The 26355-nt window shown below is 41.3% G+C and carries 22 protein-coding genes, 2 tRNA genes and 1 riboswitch; of the genes, 17 read left to right on the top strand and 7 right to left on the bottom strand.

What is annotated here, in order from left to right; genetic code table 11:
• Positions 1–12: 12 nt before the first annotated feature.
• A complete protein-coding gene (locus tag H5185_RS03865; RefSeq protein WP_124018155.1) occupies positions 13–459 on the top strand; it encodes a YcgN family cysteine cluster protein in 447 nt (148 codons plus the stop codon).
• 460 nt (positions 460–919) lie between these two features.
• On the opposite strand, the gene H5185_RS03860 is transcribed toward H5185_RS03865, so the two are convergent.
• A complete protein-coding gene (locus tag H5185_RS03860; protein ID WP_182741391.1) occupies positions 920–1669 on the bottom strand; it encodes an SDR family oxidoreductase in 750 nt (249 codons plus the stop codon).
• Positions 1670–2264: 595 nt separating this feature from the next.
• On the opposite strand from H5185_RS03860, the gene H5185_RS03855 reads away from it, so the two are divergent.
• Positions 2265–3914: a methyl-accepting chemotaxis protein gene (locus H5185_RS03855; protein ID WP_182741390.1), complete on the top strand. Its 1650-nt coding sequence runs from the start codon at positions 2265–2267 to the stop codon at positions 3912–3914.
• Positions 3915–3998: 84 nt separating this feature from the next.
• On the opposite strand, the gene H5185_RS03850 is transcribed toward H5185_RS03855, so the two are convergent.
• On the bottom strand, positions 3999–4313 hold the full coding sequence (locus H5185_RS03850) for a hypothetical protein (RefSeq protein WP_124018158.1): 315 nt from the start codon (positions 4311–4313) through the stop codon (positions 3999–4001).
• A gap of 194 nt (positions 4314–4507) precedes the next feature.
• Between H5185_RS03850 and H5185_RS03845 the strand changes: the two genes are divergently transcribed.
• Positions 4508–5002 (top strand): putative 4-hydroxy-4-methyl-2-oxoglutarate aldolase, encoded by a 495-nt coding sequence (locus H5185_RS03845; protein WP_182741389.1) that lies wholly within the window; start codon positions 4508–4510, stop codon positions 5000–5002.
• A 25-nt stretch (positions 5003–5027) separates the two neighbouring features.
• The gene (locus tag H5185_RS03840; RefSeq protein WP_182741388.1) at positions 5028–6851 is read left to right on the top strand and encodes an AsmA family protein; all 1824 of its coding nucleotides are present in this window, start codon (positions 5028–5030) and stop codon (positions 6849–6851) included.
• A 262-nt stretch (positions 6852–7113) separates the two neighbouring features.
• Here the strand turns inward: H5185_RS03840 and H5185_RS03835 are convergent, their stop codons facing one another.
• Both H5185_RS03835 and gloB read right to left on the bottom strand, forming a co-directional pair.
• Complete coding sequence (locus H5185_RS03835; protein ID WP_124018161.1) at positions 7114–8667, bottom strand: LysM peptidoglycan-binding domain-containing protein; 1554 nt, start codon at positions 8665–8667, stop codon at positions 7114–7116.
• A 152-nt stretch (positions 8668–8819) separates the two neighbouring features.
• Positions 8820–9599, bottom strand: coding sequence for a hydroxyacylglutathione hydrolase (gloB, locus tag H5185_RS03830; protein WP_182741387.1), 780 nt, complete (start codon positions 9597–9599; stop codon positions 8820–8822).
• Between the two features lie 171 nt (positions 9600–9770).
• Here gloB and H5185_RS03825 point away from each other — a divergent pair, with 171 nt between their 5' ends.
• Positions 9771–10550: a methyltransferase domain-containing protein gene (locus H5185_RS03825; protein WP_182741386.1), complete on the top strand. Its 780-nt coding sequence runs from the start codon at positions 9771–9773 to the stop codon at positions 10548–10550.
• Between the two features lie 26 nt (positions 10551–10576).
• On the opposite strand, the gene rnhA is transcribed toward H5185_RS03825, so the two are convergent.
• Complete coding sequence (gene rnhA / locus H5185_RS03820) at positions 10577–11050, bottom strand: ribonuclease HI (protein ID WP_182741385.1); 474 nt, start codon at positions 11048–11050, stop codon at positions 10577–10579.
• Between the two features lie 77 nt (positions 11051–11127).
• On the opposite strand from rnhA, the gene dnaQ reads away from it, so the two are divergent.
• The 4 genes from dnaQ (at position 11128) to H5185_RS03800 (ending at position 13564) form a co-directional block, all read left to right on the top strand.
• Positions 11128–11856 (top strand): DNA polymerase III subunit epsilon, encoded by a 729-nt coding sequence (gene dnaQ / locus H5185_RS03815; protein WP_182741384.1) that lies wholly within the window; start codon positions 11128–11130, stop codon positions 11854–11856.
• Between the two features lie 10 nt (positions 11857–11866).
• Positions 11867–13204, top strand: coding sequence for a TIGR03503 family protein (locus tag H5185_RS03810; protein ID WP_182741383.1), 1338 nt, complete (start codon positions 11867–11869; stop codon positions 13202–13204).
• A gap of 123 nt (positions 13205–13327) precedes the next feature.
• A tRNA-Asp gene (locus H5185_RS03805) sits at positions 13328–13404 on the top strand.
• An 83-nt stretch (positions 13405–13487) separates the two neighbouring features.
• Positions 13488–13564: transfer RNA gene (locus H5185_RS03800), tRNA-Asp, on the top strand.
• A 476-nt stretch (positions 13565–14040) separates the two neighbouring features.
• Here the strand turns inward: H5185_RS03800 and H5185_RS03795 are convergent.
• On the bottom strand, positions 14041–16167 hold the full coding sequence (locus H5185_RS03795) for a TonB-dependent siderophore receptor (RefSeq protein WP_182741407.1): 2127 nt from the start codon (positions 16165–16167) through the stop codon (positions 14041–14043).
• Between the two features lie 280 nt (positions 16168–16447).
• Positions 16448–16547, top strand: a riboswitch (TPP riboswitch).
• A gap of 206 nt (positions 16548–16753) precedes the next feature.
• Here H5185_RS03795 and thiC point away from each other — a divergent pair.
• The 8 genes from thiC to H5185_RS03755 all read left to right on the top strand — a co-directional run bounded on the left by thiC (position 16754) and on the right by H5185_RS03755 (position 25122).
• Positions 16754–18754, top strand: a complete 2001-nt coding sequence (gene thiC / locus H5185_RS03790; RefSeq protein ID WP_182741382.1) for a phosphomethylpyrimidine synthase ThiC — start codon at positions 16754–16756, stop codon at positions 18752–18754.
• Positions 18755–18759: 5 nt separating this feature from the next.
• On the top strand, positions 18760–20454 hold the full coding sequence (locus H5185_RS03785; protein WP_182723668.1) for a bifunctional hydroxymethylpyrimidine kinase/phosphomethylpyrimidine kinase: 1695 nt from the start codon (positions 18760–18762) through the stop codon (positions 20452–20454).
• Positions 20451–21269 carry a HesA/MoeB/ThiF family protein gene (locus H5185_RS03780; RefSeq protein WP_182698556.1) on the top strand — a complete coding sequence of 273 codons (819 nt, stop codon included), beginning with the start codon at positions 20451–20453 and terminating at the stop codon, positions 21267–21269. The genes H5185_RS03785 and H5185_RS03780 overlap by 4 nt, the downstream gene beginning before the upstream one ends.
• Positions 21256–21483, top strand: a complete 228-nt coding sequence (gene thiS / locus H5185_RS03775) for a sulfur carrier protein ThiS (RefSeq protein WP_182698557.1) — start codon at positions 21256–21258, stop codon at positions 21481–21483. Before H5185_RS03780 ends, thiS begins: the two co-directional genes overlap by 14 nt.
• A gap of 2 nt (positions 21484–21485) precedes the next feature.
• The gene (locus H5185_RS03770; RefSeq protein ID WP_182723669.1) at positions 21486–22295 is read left to right on the top strand and encodes a thiazole synthase; all 810 of its coding nucleotides are present in this window, start codon (positions 21486–21488) and stop codon (positions 22293–22295) included.
• Position 22296: 1 nt separating this feature from the next.
• Complete coding sequence (gene thiH, locus H5185_RS03765) at positions 22297–23412, top strand: 2-iminoacetate synthase ThiH (protein ID WP_182723670.1); 1116 nt, start codon at positions 22297–22299, stop codon at positions 23410–23412.
• Between the two features lie 88 nt (positions 23413–23500).
• A complete protein-coding gene (locus H5185_RS03760; protein WP_124018173.1) occupies positions 23501–23788 on the top strand; it encodes a chemotaxis protein in 288 nt (95 codons plus the stop codon).
• A gap of 2 nt (positions 23789–23790) precedes the next feature.
• Entirely contained in the window at positions 23791–25122 is a 1332-nt protein-coding gene (locus tag H5185_RS03755) for a putative metalloprotease CJM1_0395 family protein (protein ID WP_182741381.1), read from the top strand.
• Positions 25123–25274: 152 nt separating this feature from the next.
• Here H5185_RS03755 and H5185_RS03750 read toward each other — a convergent pair whose 3' ends face one another.
• A complete protein-coding gene (locus H5185_RS03750) occupies positions 25275–26174 on the bottom strand; it encodes a LysR family transcriptional regulator (protein WP_124018175.1) in 900 nt (299 codons plus the stop codon).
• Between the last annotated feature and the right edge of the window lie 181 nt (positions 26175–26355).

The raw sequence follows: 26355 nt of genomic DNA, 5'->3' as shown, positions 1-26355 counted from the left end.
ATTAAATAACCAATGATGACTCAGTTTTGGACTACCACCCCCTTAGAAGACATGACCACCGAACAATGGGAATCGCTGTGTGACGGCTGCGGTAAGTGTTGTTTAAATAAAATCATCGACGATGAAACTGACGAGCTTTATTATACTAATGCTGCATGCCATCTACTGGATGACAGCAGTTGTGGTTGTCGTCGTTATCCTGAACGCTTCACCTATGTACCTGAATGTACAGCAATTACACCCGTTAATATCGCTGAGTTGACTTGGTTGCCTGATAGTTGTGCTTATCGGCGCGTATATGCTGGCAAAGGATTACCGAGTTGGCATCCGTTACTGACAGGAAATAAAGATGCCATGCATGCGGCGGGGATTTCGGTACAAGGGAAAACAGTTAACGAAACGAAAGTGAAATACTTAGAAGACTGTATTGTTTTGTGGCCTATGTTAGATGTTGAATAGTTAGCGTTGACTGTATAAGTGATTAATAATAAATGTATTAAGATATTGCATTATCGGTTAATGGAAAAGTAATGTGGTTCATATCCAATCTATAATGAATCAATTTATGGTTATGTTTTGCCACAATCTTATACAGTTTAAGCGTGTAAGATGGCTAACCCTGCTTGGCTTGATACATCGGACAAATAAGGCCAAGTAACCATACTTGTCCTTATTGGTATCAGATTTACCCTTTTTGGCTAATAAAAGCGGATTCTCGTATTACAAGCAGAGTCATGTGAGTCCATTACAGGTTAATTTAATAAGGTTAGCCAGACAAAAAATGATTTGATAATCACTTTTATCCCCAACTGAGCTATTTATCTTTGGGTAAATAAAACTCGGCCATGATGAGTTAATCATGAGTGATTAAGTTACTCTCGTCGCTAGGTGCTTGTGTTGCTATGTGACTATGATTTACTTAACTCATGTTGCGGAGCATGCTCAGCGGAGCAATACGTAATACCCAGTGTAAAATGGCCCAAGGATAACTAGGGACAAATGCATTGGCTTTTTCTTTCTGAATAGCCTTCACCATGGCTTTACAGCCCGTTTCAGTATCAACAATAAACGGTACCGTTTTTACCTTTTGGTTAATTTCACTGCGAATAAATCCTGGATGTACACAAGTAACCTTAATCGGTGTGTTCAGTACATCGATGCGGATACCTTCAGACAATGAAGTCACGGCGGCTTTTGTGGCAGCATAAACAGTCATTGCACGTCTAGATCCACGAACAGCACTGATAGACGAAATAGTCACTAGATGCCCACTATTTTGTTCTCGAAAAATTGTCATCGCCGCTTCACATTGGGCGATAGCGGCAATAAAGTTAGTTTGCGCAGTCTGCAAATTAGCAGCAAAAAAGCCAGTGCCTATAGATGCGCCTTTACCCATGCCTGCGTTTACAATGACTCGGTCCAGCTGTCCAAACTCTTGCTTAAATTGATTAAATACCTCAAAAACTTGTGGGTGATCATTTACATCAAGTGACTTAATTATCACCTTGATATTAGGATTAATGACGAGTAATTCTTGTTTTAATGTTTCAAGGCGGTCCATACGTCTGGCGCATAGTGCAAGGTTATGATGCTGTTTAGCAAACTCAATTGCCATGCCGCGCCCTAAACCTGAACTTGCCCCTGTTATAAGAATGTTTGTTCGTTTCATAATGTGCTCTTTTATTAATACGTTGTTTATAATAGAGATGAACAATGAACAATGAACAATGAACACTTACGCTGGCATCAAGCCTACATTAAGCGACGGAACCATCAAAAAGCCATGTTCATTAATGCTAAGTAAGCTTAAGCACTGTTACTTTCGCTGTAACTGAGTCAGGCAGAAACTGACTAATGATTTATTAAGACTAAATATTGGTTGGTCATTTATTGATGATATTTGTACATATAGCAGGTTTTTTTTTCCCGCAAGAGACGAATACCAATAGCGAGTCATGTGTTTGGTTTGAGCGATAAATTGTGCTAAGCCAGTCGTCATTCGATGGCTAAAATACTACCCAAATGCACTCTCAGTATCTGCGTTCGTAAAGTGAGAGTTTCGCCAGTGTTTATTTATCATTGTTTACCACTAAGTATTTATTGTTTTGCGATTTTTAAGTGAAAATATTGACAACTGTCCAGTAAGGCACAACAGTTACAAAACAGTAGCTTGATTCAATTGATTTTATACTATACATATTATTGCTGAGTCTGAGTTAATAATCATTTCAAAACCATTTTAATTATAATGTCATGGTGCCCGTATGAACCCAACAAATATGTTTTTTCGTAAAACCACTATTTCTAACCGTTTACTCGGCATGTTGGCACTAGCCATTATCGCTACTGTGATTGTTTTCTGGTTTTCATTAACGCGAGTTGAAAGTGTGTTAATTAATGAAAAAGAAGCCAAGTTAAATGCGTTAGTCGATGTTGCAATCGCAATAACTGATAAATATTATCAAGGTGTTCAGTCTGGAAGTATGGCTGAAGATGAGGCTAAAACTTTAGCATTAGCTGCAATAGATAAACTGCGCTATTCAGGTAACGAGTATTATTTCACTATTGATATTCAAGGCACCATGATCCAGCATGCTTTTGCAAAACAGTTAGTTAATACCAAGGTATTAGCAATGCAAGATCCAAATGGGGTAAAACTGTTTCAAAAAATGATCCAAGGTACGGAACAAAAAGATGTTGCTCGGGTTGATTACATGTGGAATAAACCCCAGCAGGAAAACCCAAGTCCGAAAATGTCTGTAGTTAAGCGATTTAAACCCTGGGGCTGGATCATCGGTACAGGTATTTATGTTGATGACATTCAAGCTGATAGAAACCAATTTATAACCCAATACCTATTATTACTGACACTGGTGTGGCTGCCGGTCATCTTATTATTATTTTTTATCATTCGCAGTATTTCAGGACCAATGGTTGAGACCATTGCAGCGTTTAAGAATATTGCTAAGGGTGAGGGGGATCTAACCCTACGGTTGTCCGAAGAGGGAAATGATGAGCTCAAACAAATTGCTCATCATTTCAATACTTTTATTGAAAAAGTCCAAAAAGTGATTATCTCTGTCAGCGACTCAGTCGATGAATCAAGCCGCTTGGCGAAGAATATGTCAACGATTACACAGCAGGCTAATCAAATTTCATCCAACGTGCAAGCCGAAACAACTAATGTTGCCACTGCCATTAACCAAATGTCGGTAACGGCATCTGAAGTGGCCTCTAACGCACAGTTGGCAGCCGAAAGTACCCATAATGCAGACACTGAAGCAGATAAATCCGCTGCCGTTGTCGATAATGCAATGCAAAAAATATCAGAGCTATCGACAGAATTAGCCGCGACAGAAGAGGTTGCTAAAAGCTTACAAGTGAGTTCGAGTAAAATCGGGCAAATTCTTGATGTTATTGTTGGGATTGCCGATCAAACTAATTTACTCGCATTGAATGCGGCGATTGAAGCTGCCAGAGCCGGTGAGGCTGGCCGTGGCTTTGCCGTCGTTGCTGATGAGGTTAGAACGCTGGCGAGTCGTACCCAAGCATCAACAAGTGAGATTAATCTTATTATCGATGCCATTAGAACTGCCATCGATAGCGTTAATTCCTCTGTTGAAAGAGCTAAAACTAAATCATCAGAAACCGTTAATGAAACTCAGCAAGTCGTTGGAGCACTCAATAACATTAAATCGTCCATTGATCAGATTTCGCAAATGAATATTCAAATTGCGGCGGCAACAGAGGAGCAAAGTACCGTTATTACAGAGCTTAATATGAATATTACCCGTATCAATGACATGTCATTAGATAACAGAACTCAAAATGAATTGATCAATAAAGGCAGTATGGATATTGAAAAAGGTGCGATCAAGTTGCATCAGCTTGTGGAGCAATTTAGAGTAAAATAATACATTGTCAATCGGGCTAATGTTTTTTAGTCCGATTGAACGTTTATATTTTACAACCAAAGCGAAAGAGGCAGAGCATCACTATTAACGTGGCAATTGCACCATAATATCGATGACATCTTGATATGAGATATTATATTTTCGAGATAGATTGATGATTTTTGTTTTATAGGTTTGGATATGTTCTTGTTTAAGCAGGTCTAATTTTTTTTGTTCAACAATTGAATTGACCGTGTCTTGCAATATTAATAAACGACGCAAACTAAAATCCAACGAATCAATATACGCTGTCATTTGTTGTTTATTACGTGCATTTTCAAGGTTTGTTGTTGTGCGTTGTTCGAAGTCTAGCTCGTCAAACGCATCCATCATTTTCTGTAAATTTAAATCGTCACTCATAAGTATGATTGTTTACGTTATTTTTCGGAAATTATATGCATTTTTATTGTATAAGTCACTCTTTAACTTGGTTTGTACAGCGCTTGATAGTCTGGACTAGCAGTACTTTTTAAAGTGAATAATATATCGTTAACAAAACTTGTTGAATTGCCTAATAATTAGTAATCTAAGATTCTGATTTTCAAGGAGGACTTATGCTAGATTTATTACCTGATCTATTCGATCATTACCCTGAGCAATTAGTTTTATTGCCTAATCCATGGCAGTCCTTTGGTGCTAAGCCGATATTTTACGGTGAAGTAGTGACGGTAAAATGCTTCGAAGATAATTCCAAAGTTAAATCTGAATTAGCCAAAAATGGTCAAGGAAAAGTATTGGTTGTGGACGGCGGCGGTTCGACTAGACGTGCGCTATTAGGTGACATGATAGCTCTCAATGCATATGACAATGGTTGGGAAGGTATCATTATTAATGGCTGTATTCGTGATGCAGGTACCATTAAAACTATGCAGATCGGTGTGCAAGCATTAGGTACAAATCCGATTAAAACGGATAAAAAAGATGTTGGTGATGTCAATGTAGCTATTGAGATTGCGGGTGTCAGCATCTTTCCTGGAATGATGATCTATGCTGATTTAAATGGTGTTGCCGTCAGTAAGCAGGCATTAGATCTTACTATTTTAGCGTAAACAATCAACAGACAAGGAAGCAACAATGAAAGTAGTAAAATGGTTATTAGCAATTGTGCTAACTCTAGTAGTAGGTGTGACCGTCTACTTAACAATGTTTTTCGACCTTAATAACTTTAAACCGCAAATAGTTGATGCCGTTAAAAAACAAACCGGTCGTGATTTACAAATTACCCAAGACTTAAGCTGGAGTGTGTTTCCCTCTTTAGGCATTAAGCTCGGTGGTATAACTCTTACTAATCCAGATGGCTTTACTCCTGCATCCATGCTCAATGTGAATGAGGCTGTTGCGAATGTGGCGTTAATGCCATTATTTAGCCAACAGATTGAAGTAGATTTATTAAAGCTTGATGGTTTAACGCTGAATCTGGTTACGCAAAAAGACGGTACAACCAGTTTTGATGGATTAGTATCAAAAAGTACGGCGGATAAACCACAAACTGCAGCAACCAATGATGCCAAACCTATGTCATTAGAGACATTGGATATAGGTGGTATTGAACTGACGAATACCAATATTAACCTCATTGATATGGCCAGCAATACGACGCAGACCTTTAATTTAAAAAGCTTCACCTTAGGTCAGTTTAGCCTGGGTCAGTTTGCTGATTTTGCTTATGAGTTTTCTGCGACATTGCCAGATATGCAGCTTGCATCATCTGGACAAGGTAAAGTCAAAATTGATCAAGCATTGAATCATGTCACTATTAATGATTTTGCTATGGTACATAACGCCAAAGGTGACAGCTTGCCGAATAAATCGGTTACCGCTGAGCTCACGACACAAATGACAATGGCACTGGATGCCAAAACTATCGATCTACAATTGACTAGAATGTCTGCTATGGACTTGGCTGCCACCGGGGACATTAAGGTTAACTATGCTAATAGCGTTCCTAAAATTGCGATGAGTTTAGACGTGGGTGATATTGATCTTGATGCGCTGTTCCCAAAGCAAGAAGGTAATACTGAAGAGTCTGCCACAAAGACCGACACAGTATCGACTCAAGAGCCTGATCTGTCAGCACTTAAATCAGTAGATCTCACCCTAAGTTTAACGGCTAAATCAATTAAAGTCAGCAATATGCTCACGCAAAACTGGCAAATGAAAATGGCTATCAATAAAGGTATCTTGAACTTGTCGTCGCTTACCGCTGACTTATACCAAGGCAAGTTAGCACTAAGTGCAAAATTGGATGCTCGCAAGGCAGTGCCAACATATCAATTTGATAAGAAATTGATTGGTGTGCAAATTCGTCCACTTTTAACCGATGCGGCTGAAGTGGATTTAATTTCAGGTACTGCAAGCTTTGAAGTTAAAGGCAGCGGCTCGAGTTTAATTGCTGATAATCTGAAAAAGAACCTTGATGCCGTTGGTAAATTTGAAGTCGCTGATGGTTCGCTTTATGGGGTTAACATTCCACAGATGATCCGTAGTGCTCAGCAAAAATTAAAAGGCGACTTGTCTGAATCCAGTAAAGAAGAGTTAAAAACTGACTTTACCAGCCTGACTGGCAGTTTCACCATGAAAGATGCCGTTGTGACTAATCCTGATTTGGCCATGGCTGCCCCCTTAATTCGTTTAGCGGGTAAAGGGACGGCAAACATCGCGTTAGAAGCCTTAGATTATGCATTAACAACGAGTGTCGTTGGGTCGTTGTCAGGACAGGGTGACGCTAATGATGAGTCGCTTAAAGGTGTCGATATTCCTCTAACCATAAAAGGCACATTCCAAGAGCCTAAGTTTGGCATTGATACGAAGGCATTATTGGAAGGCAAGCTTAAAGGTGAAACCGATAAAGCTAAAGAAAAGCTAAAAGAGGGGTTATTTAAGAAGTTAGGGATTTAAATTCATTCTCGTTGAGAATAAAGGCTGTCGTCGCTTATTGTGACTACAGCCTTTATTTATAACGTTAGCTACAAGGTGCTTAGGTGGTGAAGTTTGTCTAGAATATCTGTTGCCACACAGATATAAGCGCCTAATAAGTTAGCATGGCTATTAATCTTAAAACATAAAAAAAGGACAAGTGCATACTTGTCCTTTTTTGTAATTCAAAATCAGTACTAAGGTGAAAACTGTTATATGATAATCATCTTAGAAGCAATGTTAGTTAGCTATTGGTCATAATCAATTTTAATATTTGACCAGGTTGAATTAACTTGCTGTTTTGCAAACTATTCCATTCAATTAACTCTGCCACCGTCACTTTATATTTTACTGCTATACGCGCCAATGAATCACCTGATTGAACACGGTAGTTAACCGTTTTTTCATTATTACTGGTGCTTGCTGTCATTTCATTTGGATAAATAACTAAGTTTTTACCTATTGATAACGTTGACTGTTTTGTCAGGTTATTCCACTTCATTAATTGTGCCACAGTCACTTGTTGTGACTGAGATATTTTCCATAATGAATCACCAGACTTTACCGTATAGCTTTGCTTGTTGGGGCTAGATTTCACAACCGCTTTACGAGCGAGAACTTGGTCTGCTGTCATAGTCGCTAAATCTGGGTCTTTCGCAGCAACCGGAATAATTAAAAATCGTCCAGCAATAATGTTATTGCCTTTAATACCGTTACTGCTTCTAATTAAAGATGCCGTCGTTTCAAATTGATCAGCAATTCGACTGATGCTGTCACCAAACTTAATTTTATAGCGAACCCAGTTAATACGAGAGTCTGGTTCTATAGTAGCTAATGCAAGTTTAAAGTTTGTTGCTTTATCACTGGGCAATATTAATTGATGTGGTCCTTGTGGTGCCGTTGCCCAACGCTTTAAACCCGGATTGAGCGCCTTTAAGTCAACTATATCAATTTGAGCTAAATCGGCTGCTAGGTTGATATCAAGTTGGCTCTCAATAGGAACAACTTCTATTTGCGGCACATTGTCGATAGGCGTTAACGTTATGCCATATTTATCGGCATGTTTAATGACATCAGCCAATGCTAATAATTGTGGGACGTAATGTGCCGTTTCTTTGGGTAACGATAACGACCAAAAATCTGTTGATTTGCCGCGAGCTTGGTTGTGCTTAATCGCATTTAAAATTCGACCTTCACCTGAATTGTATGCGCCAAGTGTATAAAGCCAATTTTGATCCATTTTAGGATAAAGGTACTGAATTAAGTCTAATGCACCTTTAGTTGACGAGGCCACATCGCGGCGACCGTCGTACCACCAGTTAGTTTTTACCCCAAAAGACGTTGCAGTTGGTGCGGTTAATTGCCAAAGGCCTGAGGCATGGCCACTGGAATAGGCTAGTGGATCAAAACCACTTTCAACTATCGGTAATAAGGCCAGTTCAATTGGCAAATGACGCTTTTCGAGTTGATCGACAATATAATACAAAAATGGGCTAGCGCGTTGAGTGATAATTTCTAAATGCTTGGGATTATCGATGTACCACTGTCGATAGCGAGCAACTAATTCGTTGTCTGTTATCGGTAGCGTCATTTCATTACCGATCCGCAGCCATAGATTATTGACTTCGGAAACTTGTACTTCTATTTCATCTAGTGTTACTGCCGACGACTTTTTGCTTTTAGCGTTTATGGCGACAGTCTGTTGATCTATATCTGTTTGCGGGCTAGTACTTTGAAGGGTCTGACACCCTGTTATTGCCAGTATGCTACCAGCAATAATAAATAAGTTTGCTTTCATTTGAAGATACACTTCCTCAAGTTCTCAGGGCGTTAAAATAAAGGCTCGAACATACCAAGTGCCTATGAGACTCTGTTGGTCATGCTTTAGTTCAGTTTGGCATTGTAGATTAAATTATTTAGCTTGTCTTATTAAAGTGTTTTCATGTTACTTTAGAATTGGTTTTTCCATTCTCTTATTAAAGTAAATGATTGAATTTCATTGATATTGTCGACCCCACTCTTAGCGGATATTGCGACTTGGGTCTCATTTAAATGGCAGCGAAGGAACGGATTTATGGCTTTTTCTGTCGCGATAGAACTCGGAATGGTCGGTTTGTTTTGTGAGCGTAATTGATCCACTTTATTGGCATAATCAATTAATTGTAAATTTTTTGGCGTGACATGTAAGGCAAAATCCAGATTGGACCGGGTATATTCATGAGCACAAAAAACCAGAGTTTTATCAGGTAAATTGGCTAACATACTTAACGAATGCAACATTTGCTCAGGCGTTCCTTCGAATAAACGTCCACACCCGCCACTGAATAGGGTGTCGCCACAAAATAATTTATCGTCAATATAATAAGCAATGTGGCCTAAAGTATGCCCTGGAACGGCCATGACTTGAGTTAGTCCTAAATGTGGAATATCGATACTCATTGTTGTCTCTAGGGTCAACGGCTGGGTTAATCCATCAATGCGCTCGTTACTGGGTCCGTAAACAGTCAAGTTATCATTGAAGTGTTGTTGCAGTTTTTCGATACCGCCAGTGTGATCACTATGATGATGAGTAATCAATATGCCAATGAGGTTTAGATCGGTAGTGGCTAAATAATCGATAACAGTTTGACCACAACCTGGATCAACCACATAAGCATTAAGGCTGTTTGTTTGATGGATTAACCAAATGTAGTTGTCATTAAAAGCTGCAATGGTATGAACGTTAAGCATAATCTGACTCGAGTGATGATTGACTATCTGTTAGGGTAACGGATATCGTTTAATAACTTCAAGTAAAGACAGATCGAAGTTTCAATTATGCTTAGCTGAAAATTAAATACCTTATGGTAGAGTGAATCTAATCAATACAACATTTTTGCACAATAAACCTTGGCGGGCTTCATGTTAAAACCCCTTATTTGGCAAGATTTACCTTTTGGTGAGTTATTGCAAACCGAGATAGAAGCTAAATTGGCTCCTTGGTGGCCCCGTATATTTGGCTATCATTTACTCAAGGTTGGGGCGTTAAGTGGTCAGCTAAATAGTTTATCTTGCAGTATTACTCGGCATTTTTCTGTTTATGACGCCACAAATGCAAGTATTCAGGCTGACCCACACCATTTACCCATACAGCAAAGTGCTATTGACACAGTATTAAGTTGTTTTTTACTCGAGTTCGAGTCAGATCCCTATCAAATTTTACGTGAGTTTGACCGGGTTCTCATTAGCAGTGGTTATATATTCATTGTCGGTTTTAACCCTATCAGTCCTGCTTTTATTGGTAAGATTTTACCAAAGTATCAAACTCAATTACCTTGGAGTGGGCAGTTTTTTATGCCATCTAGAGTGAAAGATTGGCTTGGGTTATTGGGCTATCAAGTCTTAGCGGATGAGCGTTTAATGTATCATTCGTTGTTAGGACAAGGTGCGGATAACCGTGGCCATCAAGCTAAAAAAAGCCCGCAAACTCCATTGTGGCAAAAAAGTATTGCTAACTGGTTACCTAGCACGGGCAGTGTCTATTTAATCGTGGCTCGAAAAATGACCACTCCGCTAACACCCATTAAAGATAAATCCAAAATAAAAGCGCCTACCTGGTCGCCGGCGCCAACGGCAGGTCGTTCAGGATTAACAAATACCCAAGGTGTTGAAAAAGGGTTGATAAAGCCCAAAAATTCCTAAGTATATGCAAATAATGAGCTTAACTCTTATTCGGGCTGATAACCAATATCAGTTTGTTGAGGTTTAGCTTCTGCGGCTTTTCGGGCTAATACGTCACAACGTTCATTTTCAATATGGCCCGCATGGCCTTTTACCCAGCGCCAGTCAATTTTGTGTAATTGACTTACTGCGTCTAAACGTTTCCATAAATCTACATTTTTAACTGGTTGCTTAGTTGAAGTCATCCAGCCCTTTTTTTTCCAGCCATGGATCCACGTCATAATACCCTGGCGCATGTACTGACTGTCACTGGTTAAAATGATATTACAGGGCTCATGTAAGGCTTCTAATGCGATAATTGGAGCCAAAAGCTCCATCCGATTATTGGTCGTTAATGAAAATCCGTCAGCCATTTCGTGCTGCTGATGTTTATATTTCATTACCACGCCATAACCACCCGGACCTGGGTTTCCTAAGCAAGAACCATCAGTAAAGATATACAGCTGTTTGAGTTCGGCCATCAAGTTGTTACCATAGCTAAATATTCGCGCCAGTATACTCAATTTATACAAACGCGAGGGCTGAATGAGTAAAAAATATGAACATTATTTCTAGTGCAAGTCGTCAAGTTATTCTCGATACCGAAACCACAGGTATGAACCAAGCTGGTGGCCCTATTTATGTGGGACATCGCATTATTGAAATTGGTTGTGTTGAGGTGATTAATCGCCGTTTAACCGGCAGGACTTATCATCAATATATTAATCCTGGTCAAGCCATTGATGAAGAAGCAATTCAAGTGCATGGCATTACCAATGATCGTGTTGCCAATGAGCCACGATTTCACCAAATCGCCAAAGATTTTATTGATTTTATTGATGGTGCTGAAATTGTCGCTCATAACGCTAACTTCGATGTTAGCTTTATGGATCATGAGTTTTCCAAACTCAATCCAATTGGTCCCAAAACCAAAGATATTTGCAGTATTTTAGACAGTTTAGCCATTGCCAAAAGGTTACATCCTGGCCAAAAAAATAACCTAGATGCACTGTGTCGACGTTATGGCATCGACAATGGACGTCGCACCTATCATGGGGCGTTACTTGATGCTGAAATTCTCGCTGATGTTTATTTAATCATGACCGGTGGACAAATTAAGTTTAATTTGTCTAATGTAAAAGCGGGTCAAGAGGGCGGCGGGATAAAAAATATCGATCCTGCAGCGTTTAATCTTAAAGTCGTTGGCGCGTCAGCCGATGAATTACTATTACACGAACAACGACTTGATCTCATTGAGAAGTCAGGTAAATGTCTCTGGAGAGGGTAAACCAACTTTTATGAGTGCCATTCGTGCCGGTTATCTAGCGATTTCTTATTTATTTTTGCTAAGTATCATCTTGGTTTGGCAATCTACTGCCCAAGCTTCAGTGGTAGCTGCATCGCAAGCAGCAGAATTAAAAAATCGTTTTCGCATTGATCATATGGTTGATCATCTCACATTAGTGATCCAACGGAGCTATGGTTCAGCCCCCGTTGTGGTGATTTTACCCGATGGCAGTAAATGGTATTCAAATCGTCATCCACAAACCGTCAAGTGGGTCGACGGTATTGCTGCCGACATGATTTATATTGAGAAGCCGATGCCTGGTCCTTGGCAGTTATTAGGCAGTGTGGTGGAAGGATCGACCATTCAAAAAATTTCTGCACTAGATATTGCTGTGGAACCTTTACCTCAGCCTCTTTATCAGGGCGAACGCTTGAAGGTGACGGCAAGGCTGTTAGGTGATGATTTAACCATGAGAATGCCGGGTTTAGACTATATGGTGGAATGGACCGCTCGTTTTACCAGTCAACACCTTGCTACTGACGATAATTTTGCTACTGGTACTGTTATTGTTGGCGAATATAAAGACAATGGTGAATTGTTTGATGAAGTTCCAGACGATGGCATCTTTACTGGCAGCCAAAATTTGCAACAACCTGCGGGTCATTATGTGCTTAATGTCACTGCGCGAAATAATGTGTTTGAGCGCGAATACACAATGCCTTTTGAGCTTTCAGCACAACCAATACAGGTTAAAATGGTGCCTAATAGCGACCCATTAAAAGAGATATGGCAGGTCCAATTAGCGGTTGATGAATCCGTGGTGATACTGGCGCAAACACATTTTGAATTTGAGTTAGTTGGTCCTGCCGGTTTATCGCTGCCTTTAACCGTTCAAACCGTGACCAGTGCAAATCAAATTCTCTTTTTACCGAAAGTGACCGAATATGGCAGTTATCGTGTTCAAGGGCATGCGTTCTCCACGACTGTCGATGGTCGTGAAATTGTCCTGAATTTGCCTGAAATGTTTTTTAATTTGATTGAGCCTCCAGCTCCGGCTCCATCGGTTGAAGAACTGGCTGAAAAAGCGGCTATTCAAGCTGGATTTGAAGAGCAAGAGGCTAAAGATAATGCAATGTTCTGGATTATTACCATCAACGGAATACTGTTTTTGCTCGGTGTTGTGGGCTTAGTGATATGGCGTAAAAAGCAGACCCTTGCCAAAGCGATGGCTGCAGCAGAAGAAAGGCTAAAGCAAAATCCTGAAAGTAATCAAAATTCCCAAGAGGGTCTGCTTGAAAGTGTTGATTTAGACGATATTGACCTGACTATGCCTGATGATAAAAACTAATATTTTGAGTGTTTTTTTAGTCACAAAATGCGCAATTGAGCAAATTTTGACTAATTGAGCTAAAACAATTAAAAAACAGTTGACGATTAATTATCACAACTTTATTATTCATCGCACTTGTGTGGAGCGGTAGTTCAGTTGGTTAGAATACCGGCCTGTCACGCCGGGGGTCGCGGGTTCGAGTCCCGTCCGCTCCGCCATTCAAGTACCTGTTTGCACTTAATAAAATAAACAGTAATTGGTTTAATATTGATAGTTTTATTAAGTGTATACAAACCGTTTTGGAGCGGTAGTTCAGTTGGTTAGAATACCGGCCTGTCACGCCGGGGGTCGCGGGTTCGAGTCCCGTCCGCTCCGCCAAATAAATAAAAAAGCCTCTACAGCAATGTAGAGGCTTTTTTATTTTAAGACGGGGCTGAATGCTTAAGCCAATCGAGATAACCACAGAGTGATTTCAGCATCAGATTGAGTAAATAGCCATTACGGCGCAAAGCAAAACATTATCCTTAGGGTAGGTGACATCTAAATCCTACCCATCAAGTAAGCCGCTTTATCGAGTTTATTTTGCATACAATTAACCGCAGTATGAATTGTAGCGTCTTGGCTGACGACTCCCTCTAAAAGCTAAATTTTATTTATTTAAACATAATTCATTAGAGGTTATATCGCATCTTGGCTGTTGCCATTATTGATAACTATCACCGCTGTTCAGCAGCACCCACTCAGTTCCGGCCATAGTGGGTGCTTTTAATACTGAAAATATATAGCTAAGCAGTGTGATCTCGACGGCTTAAGGTAATTGTAATCGATACTTTTTCGCTAGTATCTACCCAGCACTAGAATGCGTAATTAATATTCAATTCAAGCGATCGTCCAGCTCCGGCTATTTGTTCAAAGCCGTTACTGTTGTCTGTTTTGTATTGTGCAATACTGACCCCGCCTAAAGGCAGTTGATAATATTCATCGAGTAAGTTTTTCACGGCGACAGTCATTGTTGCACCTTGCCAATGGATACTGCTGCTTAAGTTAAGCAGAGAGTAACTGTTGGTTGTATTTTCTAAGCGCTGACTATCAACGCGATCTTTGCTCGCGACCCATTGCCAGCTGAGGCTATTTTTCCAATCACCAAGTTCTTGGTGAAGAGCAAGTTCAGTTTGTAATGGCTTTATTTGATACAGAGGCTCGTGACCGTTATCTCTTTCGCCGTGAGTGGCAGTGGCATTAGCAACCATGAGCCATTTACCGCTGCGGTTTTCTGCTAGTTGGTATTCTGCATCAATACGTGCACCAAACAGAGTCGCATTAACATTGGTAAACTGTAAAATATTGCGGCGAGTATTGGTCATGGGCGTTTTGTTAAAACTACCAACCTCATCGGCATCAATATAATCATTTATTTTGCTGTACCAAGCGGTAGCGCTGAAGGCTAAGTCATCTTGTACCAATTTATAGGCTGTACTTAAGGTATGTGCTGTTTCGGCATTGAGGTTTGGGTTACCTATATAGCCATTTCCATCACCAAACCAACCGATCATGGTTGTTGCCATGGTGCTTTGACCCCAACTGTAACGTTCATATAAATTTGGCGCTCGGCTTTTTCTCGCTAAACCAACCTCTATGACTTCAGTGTCACTCAATTGATATCGAGCCAGAAGAGTAGCGTCGATAATATTGTCATTACGCTTACGATAAAGGCTGTTAAATTCATCTGCGGCTATGGCATTGACATTGGTCATGCCCATCATCGCCATAGTGTTATAGGGTTGTACTTCAGCAGCGTTTGTTGACACGTATTCATATCGGACGCCAGCTGATAACCACCAACGACTATTTAGAGTGTGTTGCCATTCACCATAAAGAGCAGCACGTTGACGCTTGCCGTCATTAATATTGACATAATCATTAGGTCCCATCATAGATGAACCTTCGATAGCGGGCCAAGTATCGTCAAGTTGATAAACATAATATTCTTGTCCAATCAACAAGGTACTGTCTGAACTTATGGGTAATTGCCAATGCAACTGGTAGCTATAATCTTTTCCTTTGGTTTCCATCGGCATCTTGCCGGTTTTTTCGTCAGTAAAGAATCCCATTTCATGTTCGACGCTGTGCCAATTGGCTTGTGCTGTAAACTCGGCATCATTTTCTAGTGAACGCTGATAACGCACTAACGCTCCATAGCTGTCATTGTTAGTCATATCCATATATTGGTTAGCGAAACCCTGATAAGGAATATGTTGATGAGTGAGCTTAATGGCTACTTGTTGGGTCTCATCTTGCCAAGCTGCCGTTAGCGCATGGTTTTGAGATTGATATAGGGTGTCGAGTACTTTATCGCCATGACCATCGGTATAACTGTTGGCATCTTCAAATGACCCTTGATAGCTAAAACTTAACGTTTTACTGGCAACGGTGGCATTGACGCCAGCAAGAAAAGCATCATCGGTACTGCGATAACCACTAGAAACATTACCACTGTGCCATGTTACAGCGTCGCTATCAGTGAACAGTGGGTTTAAACTGCTGATTTTTATCACACCAGCAATATTATCACCGCCAGCACTTACCGGAGAGACTCCCGCGACGACTTGCGTTGAACTGATTTGATTTGCAGATACATATGAAAGCGGCGGGTTCATCTGGTTTGCACATGATGAAGTGATGTCACTACCATCGATAAGGATTTTTATCCGATCGCCCATCATGCCGTTTAAGATGGGTAAGGATGACACACCGCCAGCTTCAGAGAAATCGACGCCTTGCTTTTTTAAGAGGTTTTCAGCCGAACCTAGTAGGTCTTTATGTGTTGTTTGCTGTCCTTGTACTTTGACATGTTCAACACCTTGGCTGTTTTGTATGTCATACGATTCAGCTCTTACTTGCGGCGTTATGGCCAGTGTTACTGCCAATGCAATTGATGAGTAAGCCCATGGGGCGTTATTCGTTAATTTAATGGTTTGCATTACTTTGTGAGTCAAAGCTATCACCTTTATTGTTTTTTTATAAACCTTTGATGAGTTAATTTCAAAGGAGATTGTTCACCTTAATAAATTATAACCTGCTAATAAATATGAAGAGTGCGACATGATGTCGCACCTTTATAAATATATGCATCAAGTGTTGAGTGAATACGATAGATAAGGGATAAAGCTAAACTAATGCCGGCATGTTAACTCATAGATGTCATAGCAATAGATGATAGTTAGGGCTTGATATTTTGTTTAAAGCTTGCCTATACTGACGCACATCTTGTCGGAGTGCCATTATGGCTGAGACCGTTTATTCGGGATCCGTTGAACCTGATCAGGCTAGAACCTGCGAAGGAAACAAGCGTAATAATCATTATTATTGGGAAGATAATAACGTTTTAACAAGACAGTAAATGGACGTTTACCTCTGAGTTTTTTATCGGTTTATATGTCCAGTTAAGTTATTACTTTAGTATTTTTCTATGTGGTTATTGACGTAAGCGATAGTATTTTTATTGTTTACTTCTGCTATCAACACCTCTCCAGACAAGCAACTCTACTCTTAATAATGAGGTTGCTAATGTCAAATCCAAACCGTCGTCAAACTCGAGCTAATGCTCAACAATTTATTGATACCCTTAAACCGTTACAACATCCTAATTCTGAAAAAGTCTATTTAACGGGTAGTCGTGCAGACATCAACGTCGCTATGCGTCAGGTTAATCAAACTGAAACCGTCATTGGCGGTACCGATGCAAAGCCCATTAAACAAGCCAATCCACCTATCAGGGTCTATGACTGTGCTGGCGCTTATTCTGATCCCCTTGCCGATATTAATGTGCGTCAAGGTTTAGCTAAAATCCGTCAAGCATGGATTGATGAGCGACAAGATACCGAGCAATTAACCGGTGCAAGTTCAGGTTTTACTCAACAGCGACTTGCTGATGATGGCTTAGATCACTTGCGTTTTGATGCCCTAGTTGCGCCGAAACGAGCCAAGCCGGGCAAATGCGTGACCCAAATGCATTATGCTCGCCAAGGTATTGTTACCCCTGAAATGGAATACATTGCCATTCGTGAAAACATGGCTCGTGCTGAGGTAACTGACACCGTATTGACTCAAAAGGCACCAGGAGAGGCTTTTGGTGCGCATATTGGTCAGCTGATCACTCCTGAGTTTGTCCGCGATGAAGTCGCTCGAGGTCGAGCGATTATCCCACTCAATATTAACCATCCTGAAACCGAACCTATGATTATTGGGCGTAATTTTTTGGTGAAGGTGAATGCCAATATTGGTAATTCGGCGGTGACATCGTCAATTGAAGAAGAAGTGGAAAAACTGGTGTGGTCAACTCGTTGGGGGGCCGATACCGTCATGGACTTGTCGACCGGACGTTATATCCATGAAACCCGTGAGTGGCTTATCCGTAATTCGCCTGTGCCAATTGGTACTGTGCCGATTTATCAAGCATTAGAAAAGGTTAATGGCGTTGCCGAAGATCTCAGTTGGGCGGTATTTAGAGATACGCTAATAGAACAAGCCGAGCAGGGAGTAGATTATTTTACCATCCATGCTGGGGTGTTATTGCGTTATGTACCCATGACCGCCAAACGCCTTACCGGTATTGTGTCGCGTGGCGGTTCAATTATGGCTAAGTGGTGTTTAAGCCACCATCAAGAAAGTTTCTTATATGAGCATTTTCGCGATATTTGCCAGATTTGCGCCCAATACGATGTGTCCTTGTCGTTAGGCGATGGTATGCGCCCCGGTTCAATTGCCGATGCCAATGATGAAGCTCAATTTGCAGAATTAGAAACCCTAGGCGAATTGGTTAAAATTGCATGGGAATATGATGTGCAAACCATCATCGAAGGCCCTGGTCATGTGCCAATGCAGTTGATTAAAGTCAATATGGAAAAGCAATTAGCTCTTTGTGATGAAGCGCCTTTTTACACCTTAGGCCCACAAACTACCGATATCGCGCCGGGTTATGATCACTTCACCTCAGGGATTGGCGCTGCCATGATGGCTTGGTATGGCGTGGCGATGTTGTGTTACGTCACCCCCAAAGAACACTTAGGCTTACCTAACAAAGAAGATGTAAAACAAGGCTTAATTGCCTACAAGATTGCAGCTCATGCTGCTGATGTCGCTAAAGGTCATCCAGGTGCACAAGTGCGTGATAATGCGTTATCCAAAGCCCGCTTTGAATTCCGTTGGGAAGATCAATACAACCTAGGCCTTGATCCTGATACCGCTCGTGCTTACCACGACGAATCGTTACCACAAGAATCAGCAAAAGTGGCTCATTTTTGTTCAATGTGTGGGCCTAAATTTTGCTCGATGAAAATAACCCACGAAGTGCGTGAATATGCCGCGAATCTTCAACAAGCAGAAGCACTTAAGATTGAAGTCTCTGCTGCTAGTGCTTATCAAACTCAACCTATGGCTCAAGCCATAAATCCGTCCGAGGCTATGGCGCAAAAGTCGGCTGAGTTCAAAGCGTCGGGATCGGCGCTGTATCACGCCGTCAAACCAGCAGCACAAGTTGATACCGACTTAGCGGTAGAGGTTGAATAACTATCATGAATTCATCGACATTTGTCACTGAATCCATAACGCAAACCCCACCCATTGTCTGGACCATAGCCGGTTCAGACAGTGGTGGAGGTGCGGGGATTCAAGCTGATTTACTCACCATGCAAGACTTGTCATGTCACGGGTGTAGCGTAATAACCACATTAACTGCGCAAAACTCAGTCAGTGTAAGTCTTGTTGAAACTGTTTCTGAATCCATGTTACTGGCTCAGTTGACCAGCTTATGTGCAGATCTGCCGCCGGTAGCGATTAAAATTGGCCTGTTGGCATCCCAAGCACAGGTAAACATTTTGGCTGATTGGTTAACCCAGATACGATCTAGACTAAATATGGCTCCTTTTGTGGTGCTTGATCCTGTGATGGTCGCCAGTAGTGGTGCCAGCTTTAATCCTATGGATCTCGATTTTAGTCCTCTCATTGGCTTAATTGACTTATTAACCCCTAATCAGCATGAGTTAGGTCGCTTATGTCATCATTGCGTTTTAGCGCAACATCGAAATGATAACCTTAATCTCGAATCATCGCTTGAGATCGATCCCATGAGGACTCTGCAACTGCAGATGATTAATGACGCTAAGTGGTTATCAAATATATTTAAATGCCATGTACTCGCCAAAGGTGGTGATGCTCATTGGCAGCACGATGCGACAGATATTTATGTCAGTTCAAGCGTGCTAGGCGCCAGTGTTGCACACAGTAATGCAGTGTTTATGTTAAGCAGTCAGCGGATAGTCACTAATAACAATCATGGCAGTGGTTGCACTTTATCATCTGCAATAGCGTGTTTTATTGCCCATGACTTCGTGATCCATGATGCTATTGTGTTGGCAAAAGCTTATGTCAATAAGGGCTTAGCATTAGGTTTCAGTCTAGGGCAAGGTCCTGGGATTTTAGCCCGTACCGGTTGGCCCGATGATTTACAGGCTATGCCGTTAATCAACTTGATTACATCAGACGATCTCGCTCAAGCTTCATTTAAACACACAGCCCATAATGACTTTAAATCGCTGCTAAAACCACTCGGTATTTATCCTGTTGTTGATGATCTAAATATACTCAAACAGCTGCTATCAGCTGGCTGCAAAACCATTCAATATCGCACTAAACTCGATAGCGACACTTGTTCGGACAGTCTGCAGCGATTAACACTCGAAACTAATATTATTGAGGTGATTAAACTGGGTCGAGAGTTTCATGCTCAGTTATTTATCAATGATCATTGGCAACTGGCGGTTAAACACGGTGCGTTTGGGGTTCACTTAGGCCAAGAAGATTTGGCGACTGCAGATTTAACCGCGATAGCTGCAGCTGGAATGGCATTAGGGTTATCGAGCCACAGTTATTTTGAAGCCTTGTTAGCTCACCAATACTCACCTTCCTATATTGCCCTGGGGCATATTTTTGCTACCACCACGAAACAAATGCCATCAGCCCCCCAAGGGATCACTAAGCTTACACGTTATGTCAGCTTATTTTCGCGTCATTATCCAACGGTAGCGATTGGCGGAATTAATCTCAGTAATCTTGAGGTCATTGCCATGACTGGGGTGGGTGATGTTGCGGTTGTCAGGGCCGTGAGCGCTGCTGCAGATCCCGCTAAAGCTTATCAAGCGTTAAATCATAAGTGGTTACAGTTGACGCGATCATTATCGAAACCGAGTGTCTCTGCGGAGGTGAGATGAATATACTATCGGATCAGCAGTATATCCAGTACTCACGCACCATGTTACTCAGTGATATTGGCGAGACTGGCCAACTCGCCATTATGAATAGTTCGGTCGTCATTATTGGCATGGGCGGATTAGGGCATCTAGTCGCTCATTACCTCGCGGCGGCAGGTGTTCAGCATATGTTGTTGATTGACCATGATGTTATTGAACTATCTAACTTGCCACGGCAGCTATTATTTACTGCCACAGATATTGGCCAAACCAAAGTTGCTGTTACTAAAAGAGTGCTTAATCGTGCTTACCCTGAAATCAACATCAATACTATCGCGGAAAAAGTGACTGCCCAGCATTTTTATCAGCTTATCAAGCGAAAAGTAACCAAGCCTTTAGTATTTGACTGCACTGATAATTTCAAGACACGGCAGCTTATTAATCAACTCTGCGTTGAACAGAAATTGACTTTGGTTAGTGGCGCAATCAGTGGCTATCAAGGACAACTATTTTGTATTGATTTTTCAGACTCAGGCTCTAATTTACACCCAAATAGCGGCTGTTATCGTTGTTTATATCCACTTGATATGACGATTACGCAAAATTGTACTCGAGCAGGAGTTCTTGGGCCTGCTGCGGGCATTATTGCCAGTATGCAAGCGCTGGTGGGCATACAACATCTTAGTAATACCTTCACTCAATACGGTATTTTACATTGCTTTAATGCTAAAAACTTACATTGGCAGCATGCCCACATGAGCCAAGATCCTGAGTGTGCAGTATGTCATCAGCAGTCAGTCACTCAGCTTTCGGAGCAGCCCAATGACGCATATTAATTGCCACTCTCAGATTGCCTTGCAACTCAATGGGGTCGAACAAATCGTTCGGGCTAATTTGAATTTGGCCGAATTACTGATTTTAAGTGATCTACCCACTCAAGCGGTCGCCATAGTCGTCAACGATAGTGTTGTACCACGAAGCCGATGGGTGCACGTATTGTGTCAAGCGAACGATAATATTACGGTTTTTTCTGCCGTTGCTGGAGGTTAATAATGTTAACGATAGCCGATCATCAATTTTCGTCTCGATTATTCACCGGGACGGGAAAATTTTCAGATCACAACACTATGTTACAAGCTATAAACAGTTCGGGATCGCAGTTAGTTACCTTGGCGATGAAGCGGATTGATTTAACCCGCGGCCATGACAATTTACTCGGGCCGCTGCAAAGTATGGGGGTAAAGTTATTACCTAATACCGCGGGTGCGCGTAATGCCAAAGAAGCTATTTTTGCTGCCGAACTGGCTTATGAAATACTTGGCACTAAATGGATTAAACTTGAAATTCATCCAGATCCTAAATATCTCATGCCAGATCCTATTGAAACATTAATCGCGGCTCAACAATTATGCGAGCAAGGCTATATTGTCATGCCTTATGTGCATGCCGATCCTGTGTTATGTCGCCGATTAGAAGAAGTCGGCTGCGCCGCAGTGATGCCTCTTGGTAGCCCCATTGGCAGTAACCAAGGCCTGGCCACGGAAACCTTTTTACGCATTATCATCGAACAAGCCTGCATACCAGTGATCATTGATGCGGGAATTGGTGCACCCTCGCAAGCTTGCAGAGCAATGGAAATGGGGGCCGCAGCCGTATTGGTTAATACCGCGATTGCAAGTAGTGCTTATCCTCAGCAAATGGCGAAATGCTTTGCTGATGCGGTCGCGACAGGAAGACAAGCCTTTCTTGCAGGATTAGGGGCTGTGAATCATCACGCCGATGCAACCAGTCCATTAACCGGATTTCTGACAGAAGCATCAATCAATTCACTGACGCAGTCAGTGAACATCAAGGAGGGTTAGCATGTCATATTCAAGCGTATTTACGCAATTAGCCCCCGATGCATTATCGATGAAATTGTATTCGACTACCGCCAAAGACGTTGAATTGGCTTTGCAAAATCCAAACGGCAATCTTGATAGCTTGTTGGCACTATTATCTCCTGCCGCAATGCCATATATTGAACCGATGGCGCAGCAAGCAGTTCAGCTGACTCGAAAGCGATTCGGTGCCAATATCGGTCTTTTCTTACCCTTGTATTTATCAAATCTGTGCGCCAATGAATGTGATTATTGTGGCTTTAGCATGAGCAATAAGGTTAAGCGTAAAACCCTTAACAGTGATGAACTCACAGCAGAAATGGCTATTATCAAACAACGTGGCTTCGATTCGATATTGCTGGTGTCTGGTGAACACGAAACTAAAGTTGGAATGGGGTATTTTGAGTCGGTGTTACCGTTAGTTAGTAAGGCTTTTAATTACGTGGCAATGGAAGTTCAACCATTGGAAACAGAACAATATCAGCGTCTTGGTAAGTTAGGTGTTGATGCCGTTATGGTATACCAAGAAACTTACCGGCCTCAAACTTATTCAAAACATCATACTCGCGGTAAAAAACAAGATTTCGTTTATCGCTTAGATACCCCAGATCGAGTCGCAAAAGCAGGGATCGATAAAATAGGTTTAGGGGTATTACTTGGGTTAGATGATTGGCGACTCGATGCATTATTAATGGGGTATCATCTTGATTATCTAGAAAAAACCTACTGGCGTAATCGTTACAGTATTTCATTACCTCGCTTACGTCCATGCACTGGTGGTATTTCACCTAAGGTTGAATTAACCGATGCCGGATTAGTGCAATTGATCTGTGCATTTAGGTTGTTTAATCCGCAACTTGAAATCAGTTTATCAACACGTGAACTGCCGTCGTTAAGAGATAATTTACTGCCACTTGGAATTACTCACATGAGTGCCGGAAGTTCAACCCAACCAGGAGGCTACATGACACCTGACAGCCAACTTGATCAATTTGAGATCAGTGATAATCGCTCTGCAGAGCAAGTGATAATCCAAATGAGGCGACGAGGATTGAATCCGGTATGGAAAGATTGGGAGATGGGCTGGAATAATGATTAAAGTTTAAGATTGGTTTGCTTATAAACTGTACATATTAGTCGGTTTAGATCATACTAAATGAAAGTTTTTATGATCAGGAGTCGTCATTATGCAAGTTCAATCAGCGTATTCATCTGGTTTACAAGGTTTACAAAGTGCTCAGCAAGGTTTAGCGCAAGCAACAACATCTGTAGCAACGCCAGATCAGCAAAAGCCAGCAGTCGCTAATGCATCAACTCAAGATACTGTGACACTTAGTTCACGTGCAGTTGATCAAACTGACACCACAGCAGCTTTAGTCTCTGCAACTCAATCATCGAATCAAGCTCAAGCTTCAACACGAGTGATTGAAGAGGCTTCTGAAACAGTGGGTAGTTTGATTGATATAGAAGTGTAAACATGAGTGCGCCAATGGTTTCTGCTAACATTGGTTCATTCATTAATGCTGCCCATCACAATACAATATCCGCAGCAGCTATTCACACCAGTAGCGTTGCAAACAACAGTCTTAAAATCTCTGCTATTGAAACTACTAGTCATATTAAACCCACTAGTATTAATCCAATCAGTACCAAATCTATCAATACTGATGTCGGTCAAAACTTCACTTCTCAACAACACGCTTATCAGCCACAAACGGCTCAAGCTACAGCGAGTCAAACTGCTGCAGCAGACAAAACTCAATCTTATAAAATTGTCGGTTCTGATCCACTTAACAGTTATAACCTAAAGAGCGGTCCTGCGAATCTGGCTGGCGTATTGAATAATTCATCCGTGCCTGCAGTCACACTTGCTGAAAAATCAGTCAGTGCAGATGTTACAACTAATATTTCAAGTGATGCGGCAAATACGCAACAGCCAGTGGTTAGAACTATTGCGGCAACAAATGACACAGTAGCGGATCCCTTTGCTGCTGAGTCTGATTCACAATCAGCTCCTCAGGCATCAAATAATCAAGATGAAACAGCTACACAGCAAGTTGAGCAACAGATTGTAAAAAAGCAACAGCAAATAGAACAAGCTCAAACAAAGCAGATTGAACAACTTGTACAACGAGATACCGAGGTTAAAACTCACGAACAAGCTCATGCAGCAGTGGGCGGTAGTTTAACTCAGAGCCCTAGTTATCAATATGAAAAAGGGCCAGACGGCCGGCGTTATGCCGTAGAAGGTGAGGTGAGTATTGATGTGTCGCCTGTTTCAGGCGATCCTAAAGCAACATTAAGTAAAATGCAGAAGGTATATGCGGCAGCGATGGCGCCAGTGCAACCATCAATGGCAGATATTCGTGTGGCTGCGCAAGCGCTACAAAACATGAATGAAGCACATAAACAGTTGATACAAGACCGCCAGCAAGATACTGGATCAACACTGAATAATCAAACCTCAGCTGAGAGCGGCAATATTTTTACTCGCGCACAGAATCAACAGCCATTGACTCCAGCAACTAACTCAAACAACTCTATCGCGCCAAATAGTAGTGTTTTGAAAATAGACACAACACATGGTATTGATAACGCAAATATCAATTCATCGTCGTCTAAGCGTCCTGTATCTGCAGCACAGGGTAATGAGGCATTGGTTAATAATGGTCTTGCTAATAATACAGTTACAAATAATGCAGCGATAAATAATAACAGTAATGACGAACGAGACTCTAATCGTCAAATACAAACGTCTTTATCTTCATCAGAACGCGACCAATATCAATCGATTGAAATTTATGTGTAGTCCTTCAGCACCTCCTGCTGATTTAATCCATTCAACCTGTTCACGACCAACTCAAACATTGGCTCATCTGTTAATCGGAACGTGAAACTCGTATTATTAATTGTATTGTGAGTATCTTCAGCGACTTAACAAATAACCTCTGCTGCTCAGCATTAGCCATTAAAGGGTAAATCATGTTGTTTCAAAATGAGGCTTTCTAATAATTTACAGGCGGGTCCTTGTTGATCTCGATTGGGAATGACCAAGTTAAGCATTATTTTGCGCTGATAACTGCCACGTAAATGTAAGCGGATAAGCTGTTTATTGGCAATTTCTTGTTCAACTAAAAAGCTAGGTATCCAACAAAAGCCAATATTACGGGCCAGAATACTCTTTGCTTCGTGAAAGTTAGAGACGGTCCAACGTTGTTCTGCTTTTAACCACCCAATATCGTTACTGGCATTAATTCCGGTATCTTTAATGACAATTTGTAGGTGCTGGGCTAATTGCTTGTCATCTTCAATTAAAGTCAGTGTTGCCAGAGGATGATCTGGATGGCAAACCAGTTCAAAACTTAATTCACATAATGGTTCAGATATATGGCCTTTAGGTGCGGTGGCACAAATAGCAATATCAGCTTGATTATTATTGATAAGTTCGTGGGTTCCGGAAATAACAGAATCAATAATGGTTACCCGAGTACCACGGCTGTCCGGTAAAAATTCTCTCAATGATTCCACAAGATTGTCCATTGGGTAAACAATTTCTCTGGCAATAGTGAGGTTAGGTTCCCAACCTTGGCCTAAATTTGAGGCCAGTTGTTCAAGTTCTTCAACAGATTGAGTTAGGTGGCGAGAGCGACGCAATAACACTTCACCTTGCTCAGTTAAATATGCTTTTCGACCTTTGACTTCGAGTAGATTGATCCCCAATTGATGTTGTAACTTGGCCACGGCATGATTTAACGATGATTGGCTTTTGTTGAGTTTTTCTGCCGCTTGAGCATAGCCGCCAAAATCAACAACAGCTTGGACTATTCGCCATTGTTCTAAGGTTGATTTTGCTCTGCTCATTAAGTGCTCTCTTTATTGTTGGCTGAAAATGAAGGAAACTAGCGTATTTTTTATCATAAAAAAGGCAAATGCACTGCAGCATTTGCCTCAAATATATCTTGGCTAGTATTGAGTGTTATTTAGCATTGTTCAGAGAAGCTTTAGGCTTCACTAATTTTGGTAAGTACTTTTTAGTACTCGC

It is taken from the genome of Shewanella sp. SG44-6, from assembly GCF_014164185.1.
In the GTDB taxonomy this organism is placed as follows: Bacteria; Pseudomonadota; Gammaproteobacteria; order Enterobacterales; family Shewanellaceae; genus Shewanella; species Shewanella vesiculosa.
This window is presented reverse-complemented; position numbering and strand designations above follow the sequence as displayed.